Below are 20,591 nucleotides of genomic sequence, written 5' to 3'. Positions count from 1 at the left end.
CGACTATTTTCCTTTGGGCTTTGCTGACAACCTAATGTAACAGGCACTCATAATCGAGGGCAGGGGTGGCATGGCGGCAGCAAAAATGAGCGTGGCTGAGCTGGAGAAGTTCCTCCGCGAGGAATTTCCGCAGGCCTTCAGCGACGGCGACATCACCATCGAGAGCGCCGACGGCGAGACCTGCCTGCTGCGGCGGCGCTATGACGATCGCATGCTGCGTCCAGGCGGTACGGTGTCGGGGCCGACGCTGATGGCGATGGCCGATTTCGCGATGTATGTGGTGCTGCTCTCGGCGATCGGCCCGGTGGGGCTGGCGGTGACGACCAATCTCAACATCAATTTCCTGCGCAAGGGGCTGCCGGGGCAAGACGTGCTGGCTGCGGCCCGGCTTTTGAAGCTCGGCAAGCGGCTGGCGGTCGGCGAGGTCAACCTGCTGTCGGGCTCGTCACCCGATCCGATCGCCCATGTGACGGCGACCTACTCCATTCCAAATACGTAGGGTTTTTAGCGGTATTATCACACCATATTTATAAGTAATTGCTTTTACTTCATTATTTTGTGCGCTTCGGCGTTGACGGACGGCACGTCGTTCTCTAGAAACCCGCCAGTTCGGCGCATCTGGCGCCGATTTCCATTTTCACGGATTTCCTCACATGAAAACCTATTCGGCAAAGCCCGCCGAGGTGACCAAGAAGTGGGTCCTGATCGACGCCAAGGGTCTGGTAGTCGGCCGGCTCGCGACCCTGGTCGCGATGCGCCTGCGCGGCAAACATCTGCCCACCTACACCCCGCATGTCGATTGCGGCGACAATGTCATCATCATCAATGCGGCGCATGTCGTGCTGACCGGTCGCAAGCGCGACAACAAGGTCTACTACAAGCACACCGGCTTCATCGGCGGCATCAAGGAGCGCACCGCGAAGTCGATCCTCGAGGGTCGTTTCCCCGAGCGCGTGGTCGAGAAGGCCATCGAGCGCATGATTCCGCGCGGTCCGCTCGGCCGCGTGCAGATGGGCAATCTGCGCGTCTATCCCGGCGCCGAACATCCGCATGAAGCCCAGCAGCCCGAGAAGGTTGATATCGCTTCGATGAACCGCAAGAACATGAGGGCCGCATAAGATGTCGGATACCATGCAGTCGCTCGACCAGTTGGCGTCGCTGAAGACGGCGTCTCCGGAAGCGCCGAAATACGTCAAGAAGGTCGACAAGTACGGCCGCGCCTATGCCACCGGCAAGCGCAAGGACGCGGTCGCCCGCGTCTGGATCAAGCCGGGTGCCGGCAAGATCACGGTCAACACCCGCGAGGTCGAAGTCTATTTCGCCCGCCCGGTTCTGCGCATGCTGATCCAGCAGCCGCTGGTCGCGGCGGCGCGCTCCGGCCAGTACGACGTGATCTGCACCGTCGCCGGCGGCGGTCTGTCGGGCCAGGCGGGTGCCGTGCGTCACGGCATCTCGAAGGCTTTGACCAACTTCGAGCCGGATCTGCGCGGCGTGCTGAAGAAGGGCGGCTTCCTGACCCGCGACTCCCGCACCGTGGAGCGCAAGAAATACGGCCGGGCGAAGGCGCGCAAGTCGTTCCAGTTCTCGAAGCGCTAATTGCTTCGCTAAAATTTGCAGCGGATTGCTGCATTCACCAGACGAAAGAGGGCGCCGATCGGCGCCCTTTTTGCTTACTATTTAGTGATGGGTTACCACGGATTTTCGTGAAAACTTGCTTACCCGCACTCACGAAAATGGAACACGGCCCGCCTAGTGTCGATGATGCGATGGCGCGAAATTGCATTTCAGTGTGCGCCGAACAAGTAGCATCACACGCGTTCGGGTGAGCCCATGTCGTTCGATACTTCAACGCTATATTTATTTGCCACGATGGTTGCCGGCATGCTCGGGGCCATGCTGGTGCTGTTCGGCAAGCAGGACAACATTCCGGCCTTGAAGTGGTGGGGGTCGGCCTATTTGCTTGGCGCGGCTTCGGTAGCGATCTGGACTATCGGCGGCGCTGCGCTCGGCGAGCCGCTGTTGCTGGCGCTGCACGCGGTCGGCTTCATGGCCTGCGGCATGGTCTGGAACGCCTCGCGCGTATTCCACGGCCGCAAGCCCAATCTATTGGGGCTCGTGCTTGGCGCGGTCGCCTGGGTCGGCACGATGCTGGCCTTGCCGTCGTTGAACCCAGCCATGCGGTTGATCGTCGGAGCATCGATCGTCGCGATTTATGCCGCGCTGACGGCATCCGAATTGTGGAACGAGCGACGCCGGACGATGCAGACGCGCTGGCCGTCGATTGCCGTGCCGGTGGTGCATGGTTGCGTGCTGATGCTGCCGATCCTGCTCGGCAGCCTGCTGCGCCCGCATGACGAGACCTTCACCGGCAGCATTTGGGTGACGGCATTCTCGATCGAACTGATCCTGTATGCGATCGGCACCGTGTTCGTGATCTTCATGCTGGTATCGGACCGCGCCGTGACGGTGCACAAGACCGCGGCTTCGGTCGATCCCTTGAGCGGCATGTTGAACCGCCGCGGCTTTACGGAAGCCTGCAACCGCGTGATCGAGCGCGAGGCCGCAGCGGGGCGGCCGGTGACGGTGATGATTTTCGACATCGACCATTTCAAGAGCATCAATGACCGCTTCGGCCATCCCGCCGGCGACGAAATCCTCAAATTGTTCTCCACCGTCGTGGTCAGCAATTTGCGCATCAGCGACCTGTCGGGGCGCATCGGCGGCGAGGAGTTTGCGGCGCTGCTGGCGTGTCCGCTGGAGGAGGGCGTGATCGTGGCCGAGCGGGTGCGCGAGGCGTTCGAGGCGTCCAACATCGTCTGCGAGGAAGGCCCGGTCGTCACCACCGTCAGCATCGGTGTCGCCGGCGGCCCGGCGGGCACCGAGCTCGAGGTGCTGCTGGCGGCAGCCGACACCGCGCTCTATCAGGCCAAACGCACCGGCCGTAACCGGGTCGAGGCCGCGGAAGAATTGCCGCTGTCGCTAGAGAAGTGGCGGCGCAAGAGCGCCGGTCGCGCGGCTTCCGCACGGCAGGTACCCGCGACCTAGCAAAGGGCGCTCGCGGACAGAAGGAACTCGCCGCTAGTTCGACAGGCCGGCCTTGATCGCGAGGTCCTGCACGACGGCCGCGACACGTGTCAGTGAGGGCAGGGCCTGGTCGCGGAATGCCGCCATCTCCATGCGCGTTGCATCCACGGTGACGCTCAATCCCGCAGTCACCGAACCTTGTGCATCGAAGATCGGCGCTGCCAGCGTCCGCAGACCGTAAGCGTTTTCGCCATCGGAGATCGCGTAGCCCTGTCGTCTGACCAGGTCGAGCCGCTCGAGCAGGGCATCGAGATCCGTCAGGGTCCGCTCCGACAATTTGATGCGTGGCCGCAATTCCAGCCGGCGGATTTGCTCATCCCGCGGCAGATGCGCCAGCAGGATATGGCCGAGGGCTGCGCTGTAAGCCGGAATGCGCGCGCCGGGACGGCGATCCATCTTGTGCCGGTCGAGCCCGGTGCCGACGCGAGCGAGGTAGATCACGTCGCCTCCGTCGAGCGCGCCGAGCGAGGCTGCGTCGCTCACTGACGGCACGAGGTCGCGCAGCAGCGGCTCTGCCAAAGCGCGCAGCGTTCCGCCTGACAATACCGTGTAGCCGAGATCGAGACAGGCGACGCCGAGCCGGAAGCGGCGGCTCTGCGGAACGGGTTGCAGATACCCGAGCTCCGTCAGCGTCTGGATCAGTCGGAATGCCGTTCCGCGATCGAGATCGGCGCGCGCGGCAATCTCGCTGAGCGTCAGTTCGAAGGCGTCGCTGGAAAAACTCTGCAGCACTGCAAACGCCTTGCCGACGGATGCGACGTAGTTCTTGGGATTTTTCGGCGCGGTAGTCGGCGCGCGCCTGGAGGTCTTCGCCATTTCGTCAATGCCCGCTTGCAAGAACGCCGGCCGGCGGGCCTTGACGTCAACGCCGGTCCGGTTCTAGGAGAGTGCTGCAAATATAACAAATGTTCGCATTCCGAACAATGAGATTCGGGCGATTGGAGGAACTTTGTCGATACCCCTGCATCCTCATGGCGTGTTCTGTGCCGCACTGACGCCGCTCGACGCCGAGCTCGCCCCCGATCATGCGCGCTTTGTCGCGCATTGCCGCTATCTCCTGAGCGAGGGCTGCGACGGCATCGCGCTGCTTGGTACCACCGGCGAGGCCAACTCCTTCTCGGTCGCCGAACGCACGGCGCTGCTCGAGGCCGTCGTACGCGACGGCATCGCGTCGAACCGGCTGCTGCCCGGAACAGGCGTCGCGGCGCTCAGCGATACGGTGGCGTTAACGCGCCACGCGCTCTCGGTCGGCGTCGATACCGTGGTGATGCTGCCGCCCTTCTACTACAAGGGCGTCACCGACGACGGCGTCTACGCGTCCTACAGCGAAGTCGTGCAGCGGCTTGGCGATGCGCGGCTCAAGATCGTGCTCTACCATATTCCCCAGATGTCGATGCAGCCGATCTCGCACGCGCTGATCGAGCGGCTGCGCGCGGCCTATCCGGCGACCTTCGTCGGCATCAAGGATTCCTCCGGCGACTTCGCCAACATGACCGCGATGGTCGAGCGCTTTCCGGGCTTTTCGGTGCTGACCGGCGCGGATCCGCTGCTCCTGCCGCTGCTGCGCAAGGGGGGCGCGGGGTGCATCACCGCGACCTCCAACCTCGTCGCGCGCGACCTCGCCCATGTCTATCGGCATTTTGGCAAGGGCGACGATGACGCCGACCTCGCGGCGGCACGGGCGCGCATCGTGAAGGCGCGCGAACTCGTCTCACGCTTTTCGCAGATGGCATCGCTAAAGGCGCTGGTCGCGGAGCGCACCGGCCATCCCGGATGGCAGCGCCTGCGGCCGCCGCTGGAGTCTCTGCCGGCCTCGTATCTGAAAGAGCTGCTTGCGAACGCCGGCGCGAATGCCGCGGCGGTCGCCTAACGCGACGCCGGCGACGAGGCGATCCGATGTCCAAATCCTTCCAGGATGCGCTTGCTGGATTGGCTGACATCGTCGGTGACAATTACGTCATCGATTCCGCGTCCGATCAGGAGCCCTATGTGGTGGACTGGCGCGGACGCTATCGCGGCCGCGCCGTCGCGGTCGTCAAGCCCGGCTCGACCGCCGAGGTTGCTTCCATCGTCCGCTATTGTGCCGACAAGCGGCTCTCGATCGTCCCGCAGGGCGGCAATACCGGCATGTGCGGCGCCGCCACGCCGGATGACGGCGCGTGCAACGTGGTGATCCGGCTCGACCGCATGCGGCGCGTGCGCCATGTCAGTCCGCTCGCCAATACCATCACGGTGGAGGCCGGCTGCATCCTCGCCGAGGTACAGGCCGCGGCTACGGCCGCGGATCGCTATTTTCCGCTGAGCCTCGGCGCTGAGGGCTCCTGCCAGATCGGCGGCAACATCTCGACGAATGCGGGAGGCACGGCCGTCCTGCGCTACGGACCGATGCGCGATCTGGTGCTCGGGCTCGAAGTCGTGCTGCCGGACGGACGCATCTTCAACGGCCTGCGCGCGCTACGCAAGGACAACACGGGGTACGCGCTCAAGCAGCTTTTCATCGGCGCGGAGGGCACGCTCGGTATCGTCACCGCGGCGGTGCTGAAACTGTTCGCGCCGCCGCGCAGTTCGGCTTTGGCGCTGCTCAAGCTGCAAAGCGTCGAGCAGGCCCTGCAGATCATGCAGCGCCTGCGCGGCGCGGTCGGCGACCGGCTTGGCAGCCTCGAAATCATGTCGCGCAGCCAGATCGAGGCGATCGCCGCGACCGTGCCCCATGTCACCATTCCCTTCGACCTTACGACGCCGTGGTATCTGATCGTCGAACTGACCGACACGCTGGCCGGGATCGACCTCAACGAGCCGTTGGCCACCGTGCTGTCGGACGCGATGGATGCGGGGCTGGCTGAAGATGCCGTGCTGGCCTCGAGCCTCGCCCAGGCGAAGGCGATCTGGGCGGTGCGGCACAGCGTGTCCGAGGGCAACAAGCGCAGCGGCTATGTGGTGTCGCATGACAGTGTGGTTCCGCTGGAGCGGCAGGCGGCGTTCGTCACCAAGGTCGAGGCCAGGATCAACGCGGCCGTTCCCCATGCGCGCGTGGTGATGCACGGCCATATCGGCGACGGCAATATTCACGTGATCGCCCTGATCGACCGCGATCGCTGTAGTGACCCCGCGGCGACGGCGGCACTGGTGGCCGAGATCAACGAGATCGTCGACGACGAAACCGCAGCGCAGGGTGGCGCCATCAGCGCCGAGCACGGCATCGGCATCACCAATCGCGCCCGGCTCGCGCGCGCGGCCGATCCGCTCGATATCGAGCTGATGCGTGGCATCAAGCAACTGCTCGACCCAAATGGCCTGATGAATCCGGACAAGATCTTCACGAGCGAGCGCGGTGTGACCAACAGCGGAGCGGCATGACAATGACGAGCGTCCGCCTTCTTGCCGACGACCTCACCGGTGCGCTCGACACCGCGGCCGAGTTCGTTGGGCTGTGCGGACCGTTCGACGTGATCTGGCCGGAGGCGCTCCCGACGACCACGCCGCGAAGTCTTGCGATCGATAGCGGAACGCGCGAGCTCGCAACGGCAGAGAGCGTCGAGATCGTCGGACGGCTGGCGCCGCTGCTTGGCGAAGGCACGATCGCCTACAAGAAGGTCGATAGCCTGTTGCGCGGCGCATGGGCCGCCGAACTCGGCGCCTGCCTGCGCAGCGGTCATTGGGCCTCCTGCGTTGTTGCGCCGGCCTTCGAGTACCAGGGGCGCCGCACTTGCGACGGCCAGCAATTCGCACGCACGCCGGAAGGCGACTGGTATCCGGTCGGCGCGAACCTTCTGGCGCGGCTGAAAGCGGAAAACATCGACGCCCGGCGGGGCCGGTCCGACACGCTGTCGCACGGCGGTGTTCAGGTCTTCGACGCGGAGAGCGACCGCGATCTCGACCGCGTCGTCGAGATGGGACGAAGCCTGGCCGCGCCCGTGCTGTGGTGTGGGAGCGGCGGATTGGCCGGTGCCCTGGCACGCGGCCGCGACGCCGGCGTGTCTCGGCGTTTGAAGAAGCCGGTGCTCGGATTGTTTGGCTCCGATCAGATCGTCACCGCATCCCAGCTTGAGGCGTGCGGTGAGGCCACCATCGCCCTTGCCGAGGGGGAGGCCGGAGGTGCGGCGCGGGTGCAGCGCAAGCTTGCCGATGACGGCGTGGCGCTGGTGAAGTTTTCGCTTGCCGAAGGCCTGTCGCGCGCCGAGGCCGCACGGCGGATCGCGCACGAAATGACCACGCTGATCGCAACAGTCGATCCGCCCGGCACGCTGATCGTTGCCGGTGGCGAAACCTTGAAGGCGCTATGTGTAGCGCTCGGTGCGCAGGCGTTGCAGGTCACGGGCCGCCTCGTGCCGGGGCTCCCGCGCTCGACCCTGCAGGGCGGCCGCTGGGCCGGCATTGACGTGATCTCCAAATCCGGAGCGTTTGGTACAAGGGAGCTATGGCGCGATCTGCTCCATGACAATCAATTGCTCAGCACAGGGAAACTGACATGACCTCTCGCCATCTTGCGGTCACCATGGGCGATCCAGCCGGGATCGGTCCCGAGATCATCGTCAAGGCCTGCATCGGATTGCAGGACAGGATCGCAAAAGGCGATCTGCGCCTCCTGATCATTGGCAGCGGCGCGGCGCTGGAGGGCGCCAAGGCTGCGCTCGGCGCCAGCGTTGCGATTCCGCAGGTGAGCGCCGATGATCGCGATTGGCCCAATCTCTGTTTTCTGCAAGCCGACGCCGAAGGCACGCCGATCCAGCCGGGCGTGCTGAGTGCCGATGGCGGACGCTTTGCGTTCAAGGCGGTCGAGCAGGGCGTGCGGCTGACGCAGGCCGGCCGGACCGCGGCCATCGTCACGGCGCCCTTGAACAAGGAAGCACTCAACAAAGCGGGTTTTCACTACCCCGGACACACCGAGATGCTGGCGCATCTCACCGGCGTGCGCGGCTCGGTGATGCTGCTGGCCCATGCCAACATGCGCGTCAGCCATGTCTCGACCCACGTGGCGCTGGAGGATGTGCCGAAGCGGTTGACCCCGGAGCGGCTGCGCCAGGTGATCGACCTCACCAACGACGCGTTGTTGCGGCTCGGCATCGCGCGTCCGAAGATCGCCATTGCGGCGCTCAATCCGCATGCCGGCGAGGGTGGGTTGTTCGGCCGGCAGGATATCGACGTCTCGGCGCCGACCATCGCCAGGGCGGTTGCCGACGGTCTCGACGTCGTCGGCCCGGTGCCCGGCGATACCATCTTCGTCAACCTTCGTGCCGGCCAGTTCGACGCCGCGGTCGCGATGTATCACGACCAGGGGCACATCCCGGTAAAGTTGCTCGGCTTCCAGGTCGATCCCGCGACCGGACGCTGGCAGGAACTGTCCGGCGTCAATATCACACTGGGCTTGCCGATCATCCGCACCTCCGTCGATCACGGCACCGCCTTCGACATCGCAGGCAAGGGCATCGCCAACGAGCACAGCCTGATCGAGGCCATCGATTATGCCGAGCGCCTGGCCGGCGGCATTTCCTCATCTTCCAAGCAATAGCCGGACGCCAATGACCAACTCTTTCACGCCGATCGAAATCCTTCGTCCCACTGCCGTTGAGTTTGGATGTGGAACGATCGCCGCTGCGGCACGCTTTGCGGAGCGGAATGGTGCGCGACGGCCGCTGGTGATTTCGGATCCCTTCAACGCGCGCCGAGTCGATCAACTGGCGCTGCCCGGATCCGTCAAGGTTTTCGGCGACGTGAAGCCCGAGCCGGATCTGCCCAACCTCGACAAGGCGGTGGCGATGGCGCGCGAGGCCGCGCCCGACCTCATCGTCGGTTTCGGCGGCGGCAGCGCAATGGATCTCGCTAAACTAGTCGCCGTGCTCTGCACCAGTGAAGCGGCCTTCGCCGACATCGTCGGCGCGGAAAAGGTCGTAGGCCGCAGCGTGGCGCTGATGCAGATTCCGACTACCTCCGGGACCGGTAGCGAAGCCGGCACCCGCGCGCTCGTGACCGATCCGGCCAGCCGCAACAAGCTCGCGGTTCAGAGCCGTTTCATGCTGGCCGATATCGCCATCGTCGATCCCGACCTCACGACGACCGTGCCGCGAGATGTTACCACGGCAACCGGCGTCGACGCGCTGGCGCATTGCGTCGAGGCCTACACCAGCCGCAAGGCGCATCCCGCGATCGACCTCTACGCGATCGAAGGCGCGCGGCTGGTTGGACGCTACCTGCGGCGCGCGGTGGCCGATGGCAGCGATCGCGAGGCCCGCGCGGGGCTTTCGCTGGCATCGCTCTATGGCGGCTATTGCCTCGGCCCGGTGAACACGACGGCCGGCCACGCGGTGGCCTATCCGCTCGGCACGCGGCACCATGTGGCGCATGGCCTCGCCTGCGCGGTGATCTTCCCGCATACGCTGGCGTTCAATATGCCGGAGACATCGGTAAAGACGATCGCGGTGCTGCATGCGCTCGGCCTGCCGGAACGCAACGTTCCCGCGGCTGCGTTCGACGCCGCCTATCAATTCTGCGCCGATCTCGGCATCGAGATGCGCCTGTCCGCGCTCGGCGTGCCCAAGGACGATCTCGGCGTCATGGCGGACGAGGCGCATGCCATTCGCCGACTGCTCGACAACAACCCGCGCGATCTCTCCCGCGACGAAATTTTGAAGATGTACGAGACGGCATTTTAGCCAACTCGCTACGGGTGGGGCGGCAGTAACCAATAACAAGCAGAGGAAACTTCGATGAGATCATCGTGGCTAATTCTTGCGTCGGCAATGCTGCTGACGGCAGCACCCGCCAAGGCGGAGGACGCGTTCCTTCCAGACAGGTGAGCGTGATCGTTCCCTTCGCCGCCGGCGGCACCGCCGATATCTTCGCGCGCATGGTCGCCAATCATCTCCAGGCCAAGCTCGGCAAGCCGTTCGTGGTCGAAAATGTCGGCGGCGCCGGCAGCATCGTCGGTATCACGCGGCTGGCGCGCTCGGCACCTGATGGTCTGACCCTGGGACTGGCGAGCACATCGGCGCTTGCGATCAACCCGTCGCTGTACGGTCCGAAGCTGAGCTATCAGCCCGACAAGGAGTTGCAGCCGATCGTTCAGATCAGCATGGTTCCCAACGTGCTGGTCGTCAACCCCGACAAGATCAAGGCGCGGACGCTGCCGGATCTGATCACCTATCTCAAGGCTAATCCGGACAAGGTCTCTTTCGGTTCGGCCGGCGTCGGCACGTCGCAACATCTGTCGGGCGAATTATTCCAGCAGATGACCGGCACCAAGATGGTGCATGTGCCCTACAAGGGCTCGAGCACGATGCTGACCGATCTCATCAGCGGACAGATCGACCTTGCCTTCGACAACGTGCCGCTGCTTCTGCCGCAGGCCAAGGACGGCAAGCTTGCGCTGATCGCCGCCGCAACGCCCAAGCGCGCATCGTTCGATCCGAACCTTCCCACCGTCGCCGAGCATCTGCCCGGCTTTGAGGCGGTCGCCTGGCACGGCTTCTTCGTTCCGGCCGCGACGCCGAAGCCGATCGTCGAAAAGCTCTCGGCAGAGATCCGGGCGTTCATGCAGCAGCCGGAGACGGTGCAGAAGATGGCCGAACTCGGCGCCGATGCCGTCGCGCTCGATTCCGGGCCGTTCGCGGCCTACGTCGCGTCGGAGACGGCGCGGTGGAAGAAGGTCATCGAGGCCGCCAACATCAAGCTGGACTAGGGCGCTATCAGCTTTCGCAAACATCGCGCGCGAACAACACGATATGTCCGGAGACTCATTCAATACATTTGAATTGATCTCCGGATGAAGATGGGCGCGGTAACCTCCCGTTTACCATTCCGTCCATATCATCTGCGCTATGGATTCACCCCGCAGACATAATCCACAGGCCGCCCTGATGTCGCTCGAAGCGGCGGCAGCCTCCGCCCGCGGCGGTTTCGGTTGCATGTTCTCAACCTCGGAAGAATTCGAGATGGCGCTCATCACCGAGCGTCGTGCGCAGGGGCGTTATGATCAGCGCAGAATGCGCTGGCCTGCCATTCTGTTCATCGGCTGCGCGCTGATGGTGGCTGGTGCGGCGCTGCTGTTCGGCTAGCCGCTAGTTCCCTCACTTCGCCAGCGGATCGGGACGCACCTGAATATGCACCGCCCGCGGCTTTGAGCCTTTGCCTCCCTCCATCAGCCAGGGTGTCCGGTCGCCGCTCGAACTCCAGAGACCGCGGCCTTTCCAGCCCGCGTTTGGATCATCGATGCGTCCATCGAGGCCCTTGGCGAAAAAGCCGAGCGGATAGGGGATGCGCAGCATCACCATCTGCCCGTCCTTGAAGGCGACGAAACCGTCATTCAGGTTGGCGGTGGAGATCGGGATGTTCTCGCCAAGGCCGACCGTGTTGTGGTGATCGACCCAGGTGTAATAGCTCGCTTCCGCGCTGGAGTTCTCGAAGCCCTCGAAGCCGGGTCCCGGATACTTGAAATAGGAGAAGCCTTCCGGGCAGTGGTTGCCGGTCGCCTCTGGTCCGTTCAGCGGCGCCTTGCATTTGCTGCGATCGAAGCGGATCAGGCTGCCGTTCGAGCCCGAGCCCCAGAGCACGCCGTTCTTGTCGATATCGCCGCCGCGAACGCCGATGCCTTCCTTCGGAATGGCATAAAATTCGGAGAGCTTGGTTTTGGGATCGAAGCGCATGAAGCCGGGCTGCCCGACGAACACGTTGACCGTGTACCAGACCGAGCCGTCGGTCGGATGCGGCATCACCGCATAGGGGCCCGAACCAGCGACCCGCATGTCCTTGCCGGCCTCTGCCGGCTTGCCCGGTTCGGTGTATTCGTCGACCTTGCCGTTGCCGTTGGTGTCGAGCACGAACGGCGCCCAGCCCTGCGCTTTGACGGCATCGCCGGTCTCGTCCCAAATCCTGGTGTTGACCCAGCCGGCGACCGGTCCGGTCCCCGACGTCCAAAGCGTGTCGTCGGCATCGTAGCCGAATTGCGGGTGATGGGTGCCGAAGCAGGTATCGACGAAGCTGTACTTCTGGGTCTTGGGATCGAACACCGTCACCTGCCGTCCCGAACGTTCGAGCGGAAAGGCCTTGGCCGACGGGTGGTCCGACCCTTTCTTGCAGTACGCCGGATTTTCAATGCCGCGAACGGCTGCTGCCAGCCACAGGCGTCCCTGCTTGTCGAACATGCTGTTGTGATTGTTGGTCCGCTGGCTCCAGATCTTCTCGTCACCCCAATAGGCCGAGGGACTGACCGGATTGAGCAGAGCCGTGCCATGGAGCGGAGGGCCGAACGATTCCGGCGCGTTGGGATCGGCAACCGGCATCTTCGAGAACGTCACCTTGTGCGTCTTGGGATCGAGGATCGGCATGTCGTCGGACGAATATTCGTTCGCCCCGAACAGCGGGCCGTAGGCGTTGACGGTCGGATAGCGCCGGTCCGAGGAAATCAGATCGTGGACGAAGTGTTTTTCGGTCGCCCATTCCCACGAGGAAATGACGACGTTGCGCTCGATGCCGGCCGGCCGCGGCGGCTTCGATTTCGGCAGTTCGCCCTTGGCGACCCGGTCGGTCCAGTCGCCGAAATATTTGAACGGCACGCCGCCCATTTGGCCGGCGAGCCGGTTCACCATCCATTCGCCGGTTTGCCCCGAGGCGACGCGGCGCATCCAGGCTTCTTCGCCGGACTTGAATTCGCCGAACGCGCCCGGAATCGTGCGCGTGGATTCCTGGCCAAGTTGGTGGCAGCCGATGCAGTCGACATTGTTCATCCGCTGGCGCCAGATGTCCTGCGTGATCTCCTTCGGGATCTCGGTCGTCCCACCGAAATCCTTGGCCGGCGGGATCTTCATCATCGTGTACCAGTAGATCGCCGAGTAGTAGTGCGCCGCAGCCGCTTCGTTCGGCGCCGGGACCGCCGTGAGATTGAGTTGCTGGCCCGGCTTGGCGCGCAGCTTCGGCGAATCCACGAGCCCATAGCCGCGGACCCAGATTGCGTAGTTCACGTTTGGCGGCAGGTCGGGGATCACGTAGCGTCCCTGATCGTCGGTCACGACGATCCTGGCGAACTTCGTCGGCAACTCATTGGTTTCGGCGATGACCCAGACGCCGGCCTCCGGCCCGTTCGGTCCGCGCACCACGCCGCCGATATCGTCATTGTCGATCGCGACCGCCGCCGGCTGTTGCGCGCGGGACGGTGCCGCCATCAAGCTGAGCACGATTGCCGATGATGCCAAGGTGAATGCGAATAGGGCCCGACCGAGATTCATCGTTTCTCTCCCCGTGACCGTGAGCTTGCCGCTCTTTGTTTGGCGGTAGCGTACATCAAACGAGGGTTGCGGCGGGAGCATGTCACGCGCGCGATTTCCTCACGCTTGCGGCATCGTGCATCGCAGCAACGCGCATGCATCCGCCTTTTGCTTTTTGGGTGGCTGGGTTAGACACGGCCATTCTCATGAGAAGGCGTAACCGATGATCACCGAAATCGCACAAATCGACGTCAAGCCGGGCACCGAGAAGGATTTTGAGGCGGCCGTTGCCAAGGCGCGTCCGTTGTTCCTGCGTGCCAAGGGCGGCAAGGGCTTTGAGCTGCACAAGTCGATCGAGAAGCCGCAGCGCTACCGGCTGGTAGCGAAGTGGGAGACGCTGGAGAACCACACCGTCGACTTCCGCGGCTCGGAGGATTTCACCGCCTGGCGCGCGCTGGTCGGGCCGTATTTCGCTTCGCCGCCTGAAGTCGAGCATACCGAGACGGTGCTGACCACGGCGGACTGAAGCCATCAGCCGGCCGCGATCGCGACAGGCACCGGTTCTGCCTTGAAATGGTCGATCATCACCTTGGCGATCGCCATCAGGGGCAGCGCCAGCGCCAGCCCCCAGATGCCGAAGACGACGCCGAGCAGGATCTGGAACGCAAACAGCGTGGCGGGTGGAATATCCAGCGCCTGGCGCTGGATGATCGGCGTCAGCACGTAGCTTTCGAGCGCGTGCACGCCGAGGAACAGGATGAAGGCGGAGAGGGCGGCGACCCATCCCGATGCGAGGCTCGCCAGCACCACGATCAGGCCGCCGAGGATGGCGCCGACCGTTGGAATGAAGGCGAGCAGGCCTGCCTGAATTCCGAGGATGAACGAGCTCTGGATGCCGATGATCGATAGGCCGATCCAGGTCACCAGAAACACCGCGACCATGGTGATGATCTGCGCGATCAGCCAGCGCTCCAGCGTCTCCCCGATCCGGTCGACGATCGCGACCGCGCGCGTGCGATGCTTTGCGGGCGCCATGAACAATAGTCCATCGCGGTAGACGCTTGGCTGGGTCGCGAATGCGATACCCAAAAACAGGACGATGAAGAAGTTTCCGACGGCGCTTGCCGTGCCCAGAACCAGTTTCAGGCTCTGGCTGAAGATCGCGCCGCCGCTGGCTGCAATGGTGCCGGCGCTCGGAAGCGCATGCGGCGTCGGCGTCGCGGCGGGCGCCGGCGTGCCATCGTCCGAGGTCGAGGACAGCGTGCCGAAGTCGAAGAAGCTGGTGTCGATGCCGTTGCTTTCCAGAAAGCCCTTGACGTTGACGAGCTGCGATTTGAGCGTGCTGCTGAGCGCCGTCGTTTGCTGGGCGATCGTGGTGCCGCCGAGGAAGACGATGCCCGCCAGCATGCCCGCGACCACCAGGCAGACCATCGTCAGCCGCAGCGCATGCGGCAGGCGCACCACGCGCCCGAGCAAATTGCTCATGGCGTTGAGGGCGACGCCGAGCAGCATGCCGGAAAAGATCAGGAACAGCGTCGCGGCGAAGTGCCAGGTGAACGCAAGCAGCGCCGCGAACAGCACGACGCCGATGCCCCCGACCGAGATCGCCCACGCCATATCGCTGCGGGCCTGAAGGCGATTGTCAGCCGGACCTGTCACGTTGATTCCTTCTCGAAAGACAATTGACCGGCCAGTCTTTCGACAAAACGCCGCCGGGATCAAGCGCCAGCGCACGCGCCGGTTTGACGCTGCCGCACCCGGTATGCCAAGCGGTGTATGAACTGATATGACGCCGGCGAGGACGAGATGAGTTTCAAATGGTTCGGTCCGCTTGCGCTGCTGGCGGCGCTGGTGATCGGCGACCAGATCAGGATCAACCGTCCCGCCCACAAATATCGCCTGACGGTCGAGGTCGAGACGCCGGACGGGCGCAAATCGGCATCCGGCGTCGTCGCCGTTCATCCTGACCGCAGCTACACCCGCCGCGGCCAGACCCGGACTCTCGGCGACGCCGTTTTCGTCGATCTCGGGCAGGGCAAGAACCTCGTCGCGCTGCTCGCGCATGTCGAGAACAAGCTCGTGCTCGATGACATCAACTATGTCGCCTTGCGCGCCTATGGGGCGGCCACCGGCAAGCGCGTCCCGTTCAGCGAGATGAGCCGGCTGACCGGAATTGTACCGGTGAAGGGCGAGTTGATTCCGGTGCTCGTCAGCTTTGCCGACCCGGCCACACCCGGCACCGCGCGGACGGTGGCGGCCGACGATGCCGAAGCGGTGCTCGGCAAAGGCTATCGCCTCCAGGGGATATCGGCCGAAGTGGTGCCGAACGGATACTGGCCGCTCGATTTCGGCGGCGCGCTGGGCGAGCCGGTCACGCGCGGAATCCAGGCCAAATTGCCCTGGCTGGGTGATGGCGGCAATTCGGCTGCCTCGGCGCTCCGGGCGGCCGGTCTGCCCGGTGTGGACGGGATCGAGGCCGGGGAGGCCTTCACGCGAAAATAGCAAGGCAGCTCCGCTGCCGCCCTGCGGATATTGATCCGCAGCCGAGCCGCAGGCATTATCTTCTCCAATCATGACCCAACCCAGAAGATCCTTGCACAGGACGATGACAGCGGAAGACTTGCGATGAGACGGCCCGTCGTCGGTGTGATCGGGAACGCCTATCGCGTCGAAAATCGTTTCCAGACCCAGATGGTCGGAGAGCGCAATCTGCGCGCGGTCACCGACGTCGCAGGCGCATTGCCGCTGATGTTTGCGGGGTCGCCGGAGATTACCGATATCGGCGCTCTGCTCGACGTCGTCGACGGGGTGATCCTGACCGGCGCCCGCGCCAATGTTCATCCCACCCGCTTCAAGACCGAGCCGCACGAGAAGCACGAGCCCTACGACATCCATCGCGACGACGTCGCGCTGGCGCTGACGGAGGCCTGCGTCGCCCGCGGCGTGCCGATCTTCGGCATCTGCCGCGGCCTGCAGGAGATGAACGTCGCGTTCGGCGGCTCGCTGCATCCGGAAATCCGCGAGATTCCGGGGCGCATGAACCACCGCATGCCGCGGTTGGAGAACGGAGAAATCCATCCCGACCCGACAGTCGTATTCGCCGACCGCCACGACGTCCACCTCACGCCCGGTGGCACCTTTGCAAGCCTGCTCGGCTGCGAAACCATCCGGGTCAATTCGCTGCATGGGCAGGGCATCCTCGAGCCCGGCGAGCGCGTCGTCATCGAAGGCATTGCCGAGGACGGCACCATCGAAGCGATCCGGATCGCGGACGCCCCGAGCTTCGCGCTCGGCGTCCAGTGGCACGCCGAATACGACCCGCAGCGCAACCCGATCAACCGCACCTTGTTCGAAGCGTTCGGGGCGGCGCTCAAGGCGCACCGCGCGAATTGACCGGCGGACGCCGCCGCCGGTCCGATCCGAATTTTACGGAGCGGAAAAGAGGGGATCGGCTCCGGGAAGTCGGCTAAATTTTCCATCATCCCCAGATTGGTAAAGTCAACGGGTCGCGCGAACGCGCCCGATGACAGGCTCCGCGAAGCAAATTCATCTTTCCGCATATGAGGTGGCAATGGATTGCTTCGCTTCGCTCGCAATGACGCGGATACAGTTTCGCATTCTCGCGGCGCTGACGCCCGAGGTTTGCATCTTCGTTTGCCCTCTCGAATTCAGAGGGCGCAGGGAAGACCGGGTGCTTGCTGCACCCGAGGTCTCGTGTGCCGTTGCGCATAGCAAGAAACGCACACGAGCATACAGGTACAGCGGGAGCATCCCGGCCTTCCCTGCGCAATGGCTTTACGGCTTACTTCGTGCTCTTCCCGGAGAACGGCTTTCTTGCCTCCGTCGCCTGCGCTTCTTATCGCAGGCTTAACGCCAGCACCGCGGCGCCCGAACCACACGACTTCGCCGTACGCCTCCGGCGCGTACGTCGAGCGCGCATTCAGCGTCCATCGCATCTCACCGCACGTTCGTGACGATCGCGAAGCGCCCCTCAATCGGGTGAGACGAACGGAGTTATGCGAGTGATTTGCCCTGCATGTTAAGCGGAATATTCTTGATTTTCGGGATTGACACGATTTCTGAAAATCAGAATTGATTTGCCCCTCGTGTTGATTTGTCGCAGGGTGCACGTTGAGATTGCGGTTGCGCGCGAAGCAAATCAGGTCGCAGCGCGCAGTAAATTTGAGCGCAAGCGGATATGCGGGGATAACTGTCCCGGGATGACGCCACATGGCTGCGACGCACTCCCGATTTGCGCTGCGCGACGATGCTGAAACCGACGGCAGTTAGGAACATTGACAGCCGGAGGTAGACGTTTCCTGTCTTTACGCCCTAGACTCGCCGCAATTATCTCACCAGATCCACCACAACGATCTCTCCTGAAATCGCCGTACTCCCGTCACGCAGCCGTCAGTTTATAAGTTCCTGTATCCTGCCGACGTCACCGTCACGTCCTGAAATACGTGATCGAGCTGATGAATGAAAAAAATGCATAACAAAAGGCGGGAATACCCCCATGCCGCCCGGGGTTCGTTGGGCCAGGCTCGCCGGCCAAGCGAGCAAAGTTCCACATCGAAAACCTGAACGTGCGTGTGACGCGCCACCATAACACGCGATTTGTGACATAGTTATAACCCAAGGTAGTGAGTGATGAAGCTTCCCGTTTTGGCCGTTGTGCTTGCTATGTCCCTCTCGACTGGGCCGCAGATGGGAATTGTCACCGGTGGTGCAACTGGCACGTACATCAAGATTGGCGAGGACATCAAGAAGATCGCCGAACCGAGCCGCATCTCCTTGCAGGTTTTTGAATCCGCCGGCTCAATTCAGAATGTATTCGACGTTCGCAGGAAGCGCGGTGTCCAACTCGGAATCGTGCAGTCGGACGTGCTCGACTATATCCGCGACATTTCTGACGACAATGAACTGAAAGCTATCGCCGCCAAGCTTGCTGCCGTTTATCCGCTTTACAAGGAGGAGGTCCATGTCCTCGGCGATCTTTCCTTGAAAACGCTGCACGACTTGCACGGCAAACGTGTTGCGATAGGTCCTCAACGAAGTGGCACGTACCTGACCGCAAAGACGATTTTCTTCCAGACGGGGATCACTCCTTCGAAAGAAGTATTTCTCGGAGGCAAGGAAGCGCTGGAGGCACTGCGCAAGGGCGAAATTGACGCGATGTTCTATGTGGCTGGCGCGCCGGCAACGCTCTTTTCGGAGAACACGACGGTCGACGATAAATTCCAGCTCATCGGGGTGGACGACAAAGCCCTCGACAGCTATCTCACGACAGTCATCCCGGCGGGCACGTACAAATGGCAGGACTCCGAGGTGAGAACGGTAGCGGTCAAAGCCGTTCTGATAACGTTTAGCTACGCCGGCGAGCAGTGCCAGAACGTGGCCAAAGTCGCTCAGATTATCCGCGAGAACAAGGGTTGGCTGGATGTTAACGGCCATCCGAAATGGCGCGAAGTGAATCTCGACGAGCGATTACCGAAGTGGCCGCAATATGAATGCGTGGCGGCAACGCAGGAGCAGCCGCAGCCCAAGCCAAAGGGCCCGAACATCAAGATCGTGCGCTAGATCCGACGATTGCTCTCGCATCTTCCGCCTGTTGTGGTGATCGAGCATCCCGGCGCCCAAGCCTCAAGACGTTCGCCAGCACACCGCGGAGGCCGCCGGCGTGCATTTCTCTGAAGGTGATTTTTCGAGGGTGCGTCATTGCGGCCTACGATGCGAATTGTCGCACGGGTCACTCCTCCTGATGAGTTAACATTGGGAGGGTGGCTGACCTGACAGGGATCGGCGCTATGGGACACTTTGAAGCGTTCGCCATTGTCGTTGCTTTTGTTCTGGTGGCATCGCTCGCGGTCGCGCTTGTGCAAACCCGGAGACGATAGCACCATTTGCTTCATGAATCTCCGTGTCCGGCTGGACGTTTGACCAGATCGAACGTGGGTGGCCTCACACCCCTCACCATTACATCCGCTTGAAGCGATGCCTGGGAAACGGTGGACAGATTCCAAGCTGTTTGCTGAACCGCCAATTCCAGCATCTTGATGCAGGATCCAGAATGGGTACAGCGAAGCCCATCGCGAGATTAAAATTTGAGCGATGGGTGTCGCTTTCGCTCCACCCATCCTACAGACCGAAGAAGCCATGAAAGGGGGCAGGCCAATGAAATCTCGCGTTGAGACGCTCACACCGCCGAACACGCCGACACCGATCGGTCCCTACAGTCACATCGCCAGGGTTGGTGAACACATATCGATTGGAGGGACGGCCGGCGTCGATCCGGCGACCGGGCATTTGGCTGGGGACGTCGCCGCCCAGACACGGCAGATCCTGAAATCGTTCACCGTGATGCTCGAGGCGGTGGGCTCCGACCTCAGCCATGTCACGCATATCAACATCTTCCTGCTGCGCATGTCCGACTTCGAGGCGATGAACGCGGCCTATGTCGAGATCATGGGCGATCGCAGGCCGGCGCGCACGGTCATTGGCGTTCAGGAGCTTCCGAAGGCCGGCGCACTGCTGACGATGAATCTCACGGCCGTGACGAGGGAGGGATGATCCGGAAGTGTAGGATGGGTATCGCTTCGCTCCACCCATCCTACGGCAGACTACTTGCGGCGGCGTATCTTCCTTGCCGTGCGGACCTTGCTCAGCCGTTTCGCGTTGGCGGCCACGCGTCTGCGGTATTGACCGATTATCTCCTCGACCGAAGCGCCGCCGATCAGGCTCCTGGATGCCTTGAGCGCTGTATCGATCTTTTCGCTCACCATCAGTCGGGCTTCGCGCCGCGCCGCGCGTCTTCCGCCGAGCATGAGCTTCATCATCCGCAGCGCGATGACGCCGTTTGCCTCGATCGCCAACCTCGTCAGCGAATTCAACATCTGTCGGTCTCCGGTTGGTCTGAGATGCCCGATGAGGTGGTTTTGCGCGGGACAATGGTTTGTCAGCGGACGGGTTCCTAAATAGCGACCCGGACGGTCGTAGGCTGCCGAAGGTCGGCGTCGCGAAGTCTTTCATACCTTTCCTTTCCAGATCAGCCATCGGTAGACGCCGAACAGGTTGATAAGTGTCACCACCACGTTTTGCACCATCAGCGCATATTCTCCGGTCAGATAGCCGACGACGATCCAGATTACCGATGCCCCGCTCAGCACGACGAAAGCCCAGCCGGTCGTGCGTGGCTGCGCCCGGGCAGCCAGAACCAGCCCCGCGCCGATCGTGCCGGCAGTCGCTACCCAGCGCAGGATTTCATCCATCAGGCTCGCGCTCCGCAGAAACCGGTATCGAAACTCGCTCCGC

21 protein-coding genes are annotated in these 20,591 nt (G+C 63.1%); 16 read left to right on the top strand and 5 right to left on the bottom strand.

Annotated features, from left to right (window positions below; all coding sequences use genetic code 11):
* Nucleotides 1-70: 70 nt before the first annotated feature.
* The 4 genes from AC0QUY_RS01120 (at nucleotide 71) to AC0QUY_RS01105 (ending at nucleotide 3,045) form a co-directional block, all read left to right on the top strand.
* Nucleotides 71-499, top strand: a complete 429-nt coding sequence (locus tag AC0QUY_RS01120) for a PaaI family thioesterase (protein WP_161854958.1) — start codon at nucleotides 71-73, stop codon at nucleotides 497-499.
* Nucleotides 500-653: 154 nt separating this feature from the next.
* Nucleotides 654-1,118, top strand: a complete 465-nt coding sequence (gene rplM / locus AC0QUY_RS01115; RefSeq protein WP_057839142.1) for a 50S ribosomal protein L13 — start codon at nucleotides 654-656, stop codon at nucleotides 1,116-1,118.
* A 1-nt stretch (nucleotide 1,119) separates the two neighbouring features.
* Nucleotides 1,120-1,596: a 30S ribosomal protein S9 gene (gene rpsI, locus AC0QUY_RS01110; RefSeq protein WP_161854957.1), complete on the top strand. Its 477-nt coding sequence runs from the start codon at nucleotides 1,120-1,122 to the stop codon at nucleotides 1,594-1,596.
* Between the two features lie 234 nt (nucleotides 1,597-1,830).
* Nucleotides 1,831-3,045: a GGDEF domain-containing protein gene (locus AC0QUY_RS01105; protein WP_161854956.1), complete on the top strand. Its 1,215-nt coding sequence runs from the start codon at nucleotides 1,831-1,833 to the stop codon at nucleotides 3,043-3,045.
* A gap of 33 nt (nucleotides 3,046-3,078) precedes the next feature.
* On the opposite strand, the gene AC0QUY_RS01100 is transcribed toward AC0QUY_RS01105, so the two are convergent.
* A complete protein-coding gene (locus AC0QUY_RS01100; RefSeq protein WP_161854955.1) occupies nucleotides 3,079-3,900 on the bottom strand; it encodes an IclR family transcriptional regulator in 822 nt (273 codons plus the stop codon).
* 133 nt (nucleotides 3,901-4,033) lie between these two features.
* Here AC0QUY_RS01100 and AC0QUY_RS01095 point away from each other — a divergent pair, with 133 nt between their 5' ends.
* The 7 genes from AC0QUY_RS01095 (at nucleotide 4,034) to AC0QUY_RS01065 (ending at nucleotide 11,135) form a co-directional block, all read left to right on the top strand.
* Complete coding sequence (locus tag AC0QUY_RS01095) at nucleotides 4,034-4,954, top strand: dihydrodipicolinate synthase family protein (protein WP_475385416.1); 921 nt, start codon at nucleotides 4,034-4,036, stop codon at nucleotides 4,952-4,954.
* Between the two features lie 26 nt (nucleotides 4,955-4,980).
* Nucleotides 4,981-6,441: an FAD-binding oxidoreductase gene (locus AC0QUY_RS01090; RefSeq protein ID WP_475385415.1), complete on the top strand. Its 1,461-nt coding sequence runs from the start codon at nucleotides 4,981-4,983 to the stop codon at nucleotides 6,439-6,441.
* 2 nt (nucleotides 6,442-6,443) lie between these two features.
* Nucleotides 6,444-7,556, top strand: a complete 1,113-nt coding sequence (locus AC0QUY_RS01085; protein ID WP_475385414.1) for a four-carbon acid sugar kinase family protein — start codon at nucleotides 6,444-6,446, stop codon at nucleotides 7,554-7,556.
* Nucleotides 7,553-8,593: a 4-hydroxythreonine-4-phosphate dehydrogenase PdxA gene (pdxA, locus tag AC0QUY_RS01080; RefSeq protein ID WP_475385413.1), complete on the top strand. Its 1,041-nt coding sequence runs from the start codon at nucleotides 7,553-7,555 to the stop codon at nucleotides 8,591-8,593. Before AC0QUY_RS01085 ends, pdxA begins: the two co-directional genes overlap by 4 nt.
* Before the next feature lie 10 nt (nucleotides 8,594-8,603).
* Nucleotides 8,604-9,734 (top strand): iron-containing alcohol dehydrogenase, encoded by a 1,131-nt coding sequence (locus AC0QUY_RS01075; protein WP_475385412.1) that lies wholly within the window; start codon nucleotides 8,604-8,606, stop codon nucleotides 9,732-9,734.
* A gap of 65 nt (nucleotides 9,735-9,799) precedes the next feature.
* Complete coding sequence (locus tag AC0QUY_RS01070) at nucleotides 9,800-10,759, top strand: Bug family tripartite tricarboxylate transporter substrate binding protein (protein ID WP_475385411.1); 960 nt, start codon at nucleotides 9,800-9,802, stop codon at nucleotides 10,757-10,759.
* A 139-nt stretch (nucleotides 10,760-10,898) separates the two neighbouring features.
* Nucleotides 10,899-11,135 (top strand): hypothetical protein, encoded by a 237-nt coding sequence (locus AC0QUY_RS01065; protein ID WP_475385410.1) that lies wholly within the window; start codon nucleotides 10,899-10,901, stop codon nucleotides 11,133-11,135.
* A gap of 12 nt (nucleotides 11,136-11,147) precedes the next feature.
* On the opposite strand, the gene AC0QUY_RS01060 is transcribed toward AC0QUY_RS01065, so the two are convergent.
* Nucleotides 11,148-13,301: a carboxypeptidase-like regulatory domain-containing protein gene (locus AC0QUY_RS01060; protein WP_475385409.1), complete on the bottom strand. Its 2,154-nt coding sequence runs from the start codon at nucleotides 13,299-13,301 to the stop codon at nucleotides 11,148-11,150.
* Between the two features lie 202 nt (nucleotides 13,302-13,503).
* On the opposite strand from AC0QUY_RS01060, the gene AC0QUY_RS01055 reads away from it, so the two are divergent.
* Nucleotides 13,504-13,806, top strand: a complete 303-nt coding sequence (locus tag AC0QUY_RS01055; RefSeq protein WP_057839131.1) for an antibiotic biosynthesis monooxygenase family protein — start codon at nucleotides 13,504-13,506, stop codon at nucleotides 13,804-13,806.
* Nucleotides 13,807-13,811: 5 nt separating this feature from the next.
* Here AC0QUY_RS01055 and AC0QUY_RS01050 read toward each other — a convergent pair whose 3' ends face one another.
* Nucleotides 13,812-14,939: an AI-2E family transporter gene (locus tag AC0QUY_RS01050; RefSeq protein WP_161854948.1), complete on the bottom strand. Its 1,128-nt coding sequence runs from the start codon at nucleotides 14,937-14,939 to the stop codon at nucleotides 13,812-13,814.
* 147 nt (nucleotides 14,940-15,086) lie between these two features.
* On the opposite strand from AC0QUY_RS01050, the gene AC0QUY_RS01045 reads away from it, so the two are divergent.
* From AC0QUY_RS01045 to AC0QUY_RS01030, 4 genes are all read left to right on the top strand, one after another.
* Complete coding sequence (locus AC0QUY_RS01045; RefSeq protein WP_475385408.1) at nucleotides 15,087-15,782, top strand: hypothetical protein; 696 nt, start codon at nucleotides 15,087-15,089, stop codon at nucleotides 15,780-15,782.
* 123 nt (nucleotides 15,783-15,905) lie between these two features.
* Entirely contained in the window at nucleotides 15,906-16,673 is a 768-nt protein-coding gene (locus AC0QUY_RS01040) for a gamma-glutamyl-gamma-aminobutyrate hydrolase family protein (protein WP_161854946.1), read from the top strand.
* Between the two features lie 1,257 nt (nucleotides 16,674-17,930).
* A complete protein-coding gene (locus AC0QUY_RS01035) occupies nucleotides 17,931-18,860 on the top strand; it encodes a TAXI family TRAP transporter solute-binding subunit (protein ID WP_475385407.1) in 930 nt (309 codons plus the stop codon).
* Between the two features lie 594 nt (nucleotides 18,861-19,454).
* Entirely contained in the window at nucleotides 19,455-19,850 is a 396-nt protein-coding gene (locus AC0QUY_RS01030) for a RidA family protein (RefSeq protein ID WP_475385406.1), read from the top strand.
* Nucleotides 19,851-19,900: 50 nt separating this feature from the next.
* On the opposite strand, the gene AC0QUY_RS01025 is transcribed toward AC0QUY_RS01030, so the two are convergent.
* Both AC0QUY_RS01025 and AC0QUY_RS01020 read right to left on the bottom strand, forming a co-directional pair.
* Nucleotides 19,901-20,173 (bottom strand): hypothetical protein, encoded by a 273-nt coding sequence (locus AC0QUY_RS01025; protein ID WP_475385405.1) that lies wholly within the window; start codon nucleotides 20,171-20,173, stop codon nucleotides 19,901-19,903.
* A 132-nt stretch (nucleotides 20,174-20,305) separates the two neighbouring features.
* Nucleotides 20,306-20,548, bottom strand: a complete 243-nt coding sequence (locus tag AC0QUY_RS01020) for a hypothetical protein (RefSeq protein ID WP_475385404.1) — start codon at nucleotides 20,546-20,548, stop codon at nucleotides 20,306-20,308.
* Between the last annotated feature and the right edge of the window lie 43 nt (nucleotides 20,549-20,591).

The organism is Bradyrhizobium sp. WYCCWR15520 (genome assembly GCF_056174665.1).
Note: the sequence above shows the minus strand (reverse complement) of the source record. Positions and strands in the feature narration are given on the sequence as shown.

What these genes read in the sequence shown, in the direction of transcription:
- AC0QUY_RS01035 (WP_475385407.1), top strand. Translation starts at nt 17,931, where the DNA reads ATGAAGCTTCCCGTTTTGGCCGTTGTGCTTGCTATGTCCCTCTCGACT.
- AC0QUY_RS01055 (WP_057839131.1), top strand. Translation starts at nt 13,504, where the DNA reads ATGATCACCGAAATCGCACAAATCGACGTCAAGCCGGGCACCGAGAAG.
- AC0QUY_RS01090 (WP_475385415.1), top strand. Translation starts at nt 4,981, where the DNA reads ATGTCCAAATCCTTCCAGGATGCGCTTGCTGGATTGGCTGACATCGTC.
- AC0QUY_RS01030 (WP_475385406.1), top strand. Translation starts at nt 19,455, where the DNA reads ATGAAATCTCGCGTTGAGACGCTCACACCGCCGAACACGCCGACACCG.
- AC0QUY_RS01020 (WP_475385404.1), bottom strand. Translation starts at nt 20,548, where the DNA reads ATGGATGAAATCCTGCGCTGGGTAGCGACTGCCGGCACGATCGGCGCG.
- AC0QUY_RS01060 (WP_475385409.1), bottom strand. Translation starts at nt 13,301, where the DNA reads ATGAATCTCGGTCGGGCCCTATTCGCATTCACCTTGGCATCATCGGCA.
- AC0QUY_RS01120 (WP_161854958.1), top strand. Translation starts at nt 71, where the DNA reads ATGGCGGCAGCAAAAATGAGCGTGGCTGAGCTGGAGAAGTTCCTCCGC.
- rplM (WP_057839142.1), top strand. Translation starts at nt 654, where the DNA reads ATGAAAACCTATTCGGCAAAGCCCGCCGAGGTGACCAAGAAGTGGGTC.
- AC0QUY_RS01040 (WP_161854946.1), top strand. Translation starts at nt 15,906, where the DNA reads ATGAGACGGCCCGTCGTCGGTGTGATCGGGAACGCCTATCGCGTCGAA.
- AC0QUY_RS01085 (WP_475385414.1), top strand. Translation starts at nt 6,444, where the DNA reads ATGACGAGCGTCCGCCTTCTTGCCGACGACCTCACCGGTGCGCTCGAC.
- AC0QUY_RS01045 (WP_475385408.1), top strand. Translation starts at nt 15,087, where the DNA reads ATGAGTTTCAAATGGTTCGGTCCGCTTGCGCTGCTGGCGGCGCTGGTG.
- AC0QUY_RS01065 (WP_475385410.1), top strand. Translation starts at nt 10,899, where the DNA reads ATGGATTCACCCCGCAGACATAATCCACAGGCCGCCCTGATGTCGCTC.
- pdxA (WP_475385413.1), top strand. Translation starts at nt 7,553, where the DNA reads ATGACCTCTCGCCATCTTGCGGTCACCATGGGCGATCCAGCCGGGATC.
- AC0QUY_RS01025 (WP_475385405.1), bottom strand. Translation starts at nt 20,173, where the DNA reads ATGTTGAATTCGCTGACGAGGTTGGCGATCGAGGCAAACGGCGTCATC.
- AC0QUY_RS01100 (WP_161854955.1), bottom strand. Translation starts at nt 3,900, where the DNA reads ATGGCGAAGACCTCCAGGCGCGCGCCGACTACCGCGCCGAAAAATCCC.
- AC0QUY_RS01105 (WP_161854956.1), top strand. Translation starts at nt 1,831, where the DNA reads ATGTCGTTCGATACTTCAACGCTATATTTATTTGCCACGATGGTTGCC.
- AC0QUY_RS01075 (WP_475385412.1), top strand. Translation starts at nt 8,604, where the DNA reads ATGACCAACTCTTTCACGCCGATCGAAATCCTTCGTCCCACTGCCGTT.
- rpsI (WP_161854957.1), top strand. Translation starts at nt 1,120, where the DNA reads ATGTCGGATACCATGCAGTCGCTCGACCAGTTGGCGTCGCTGAAGACG.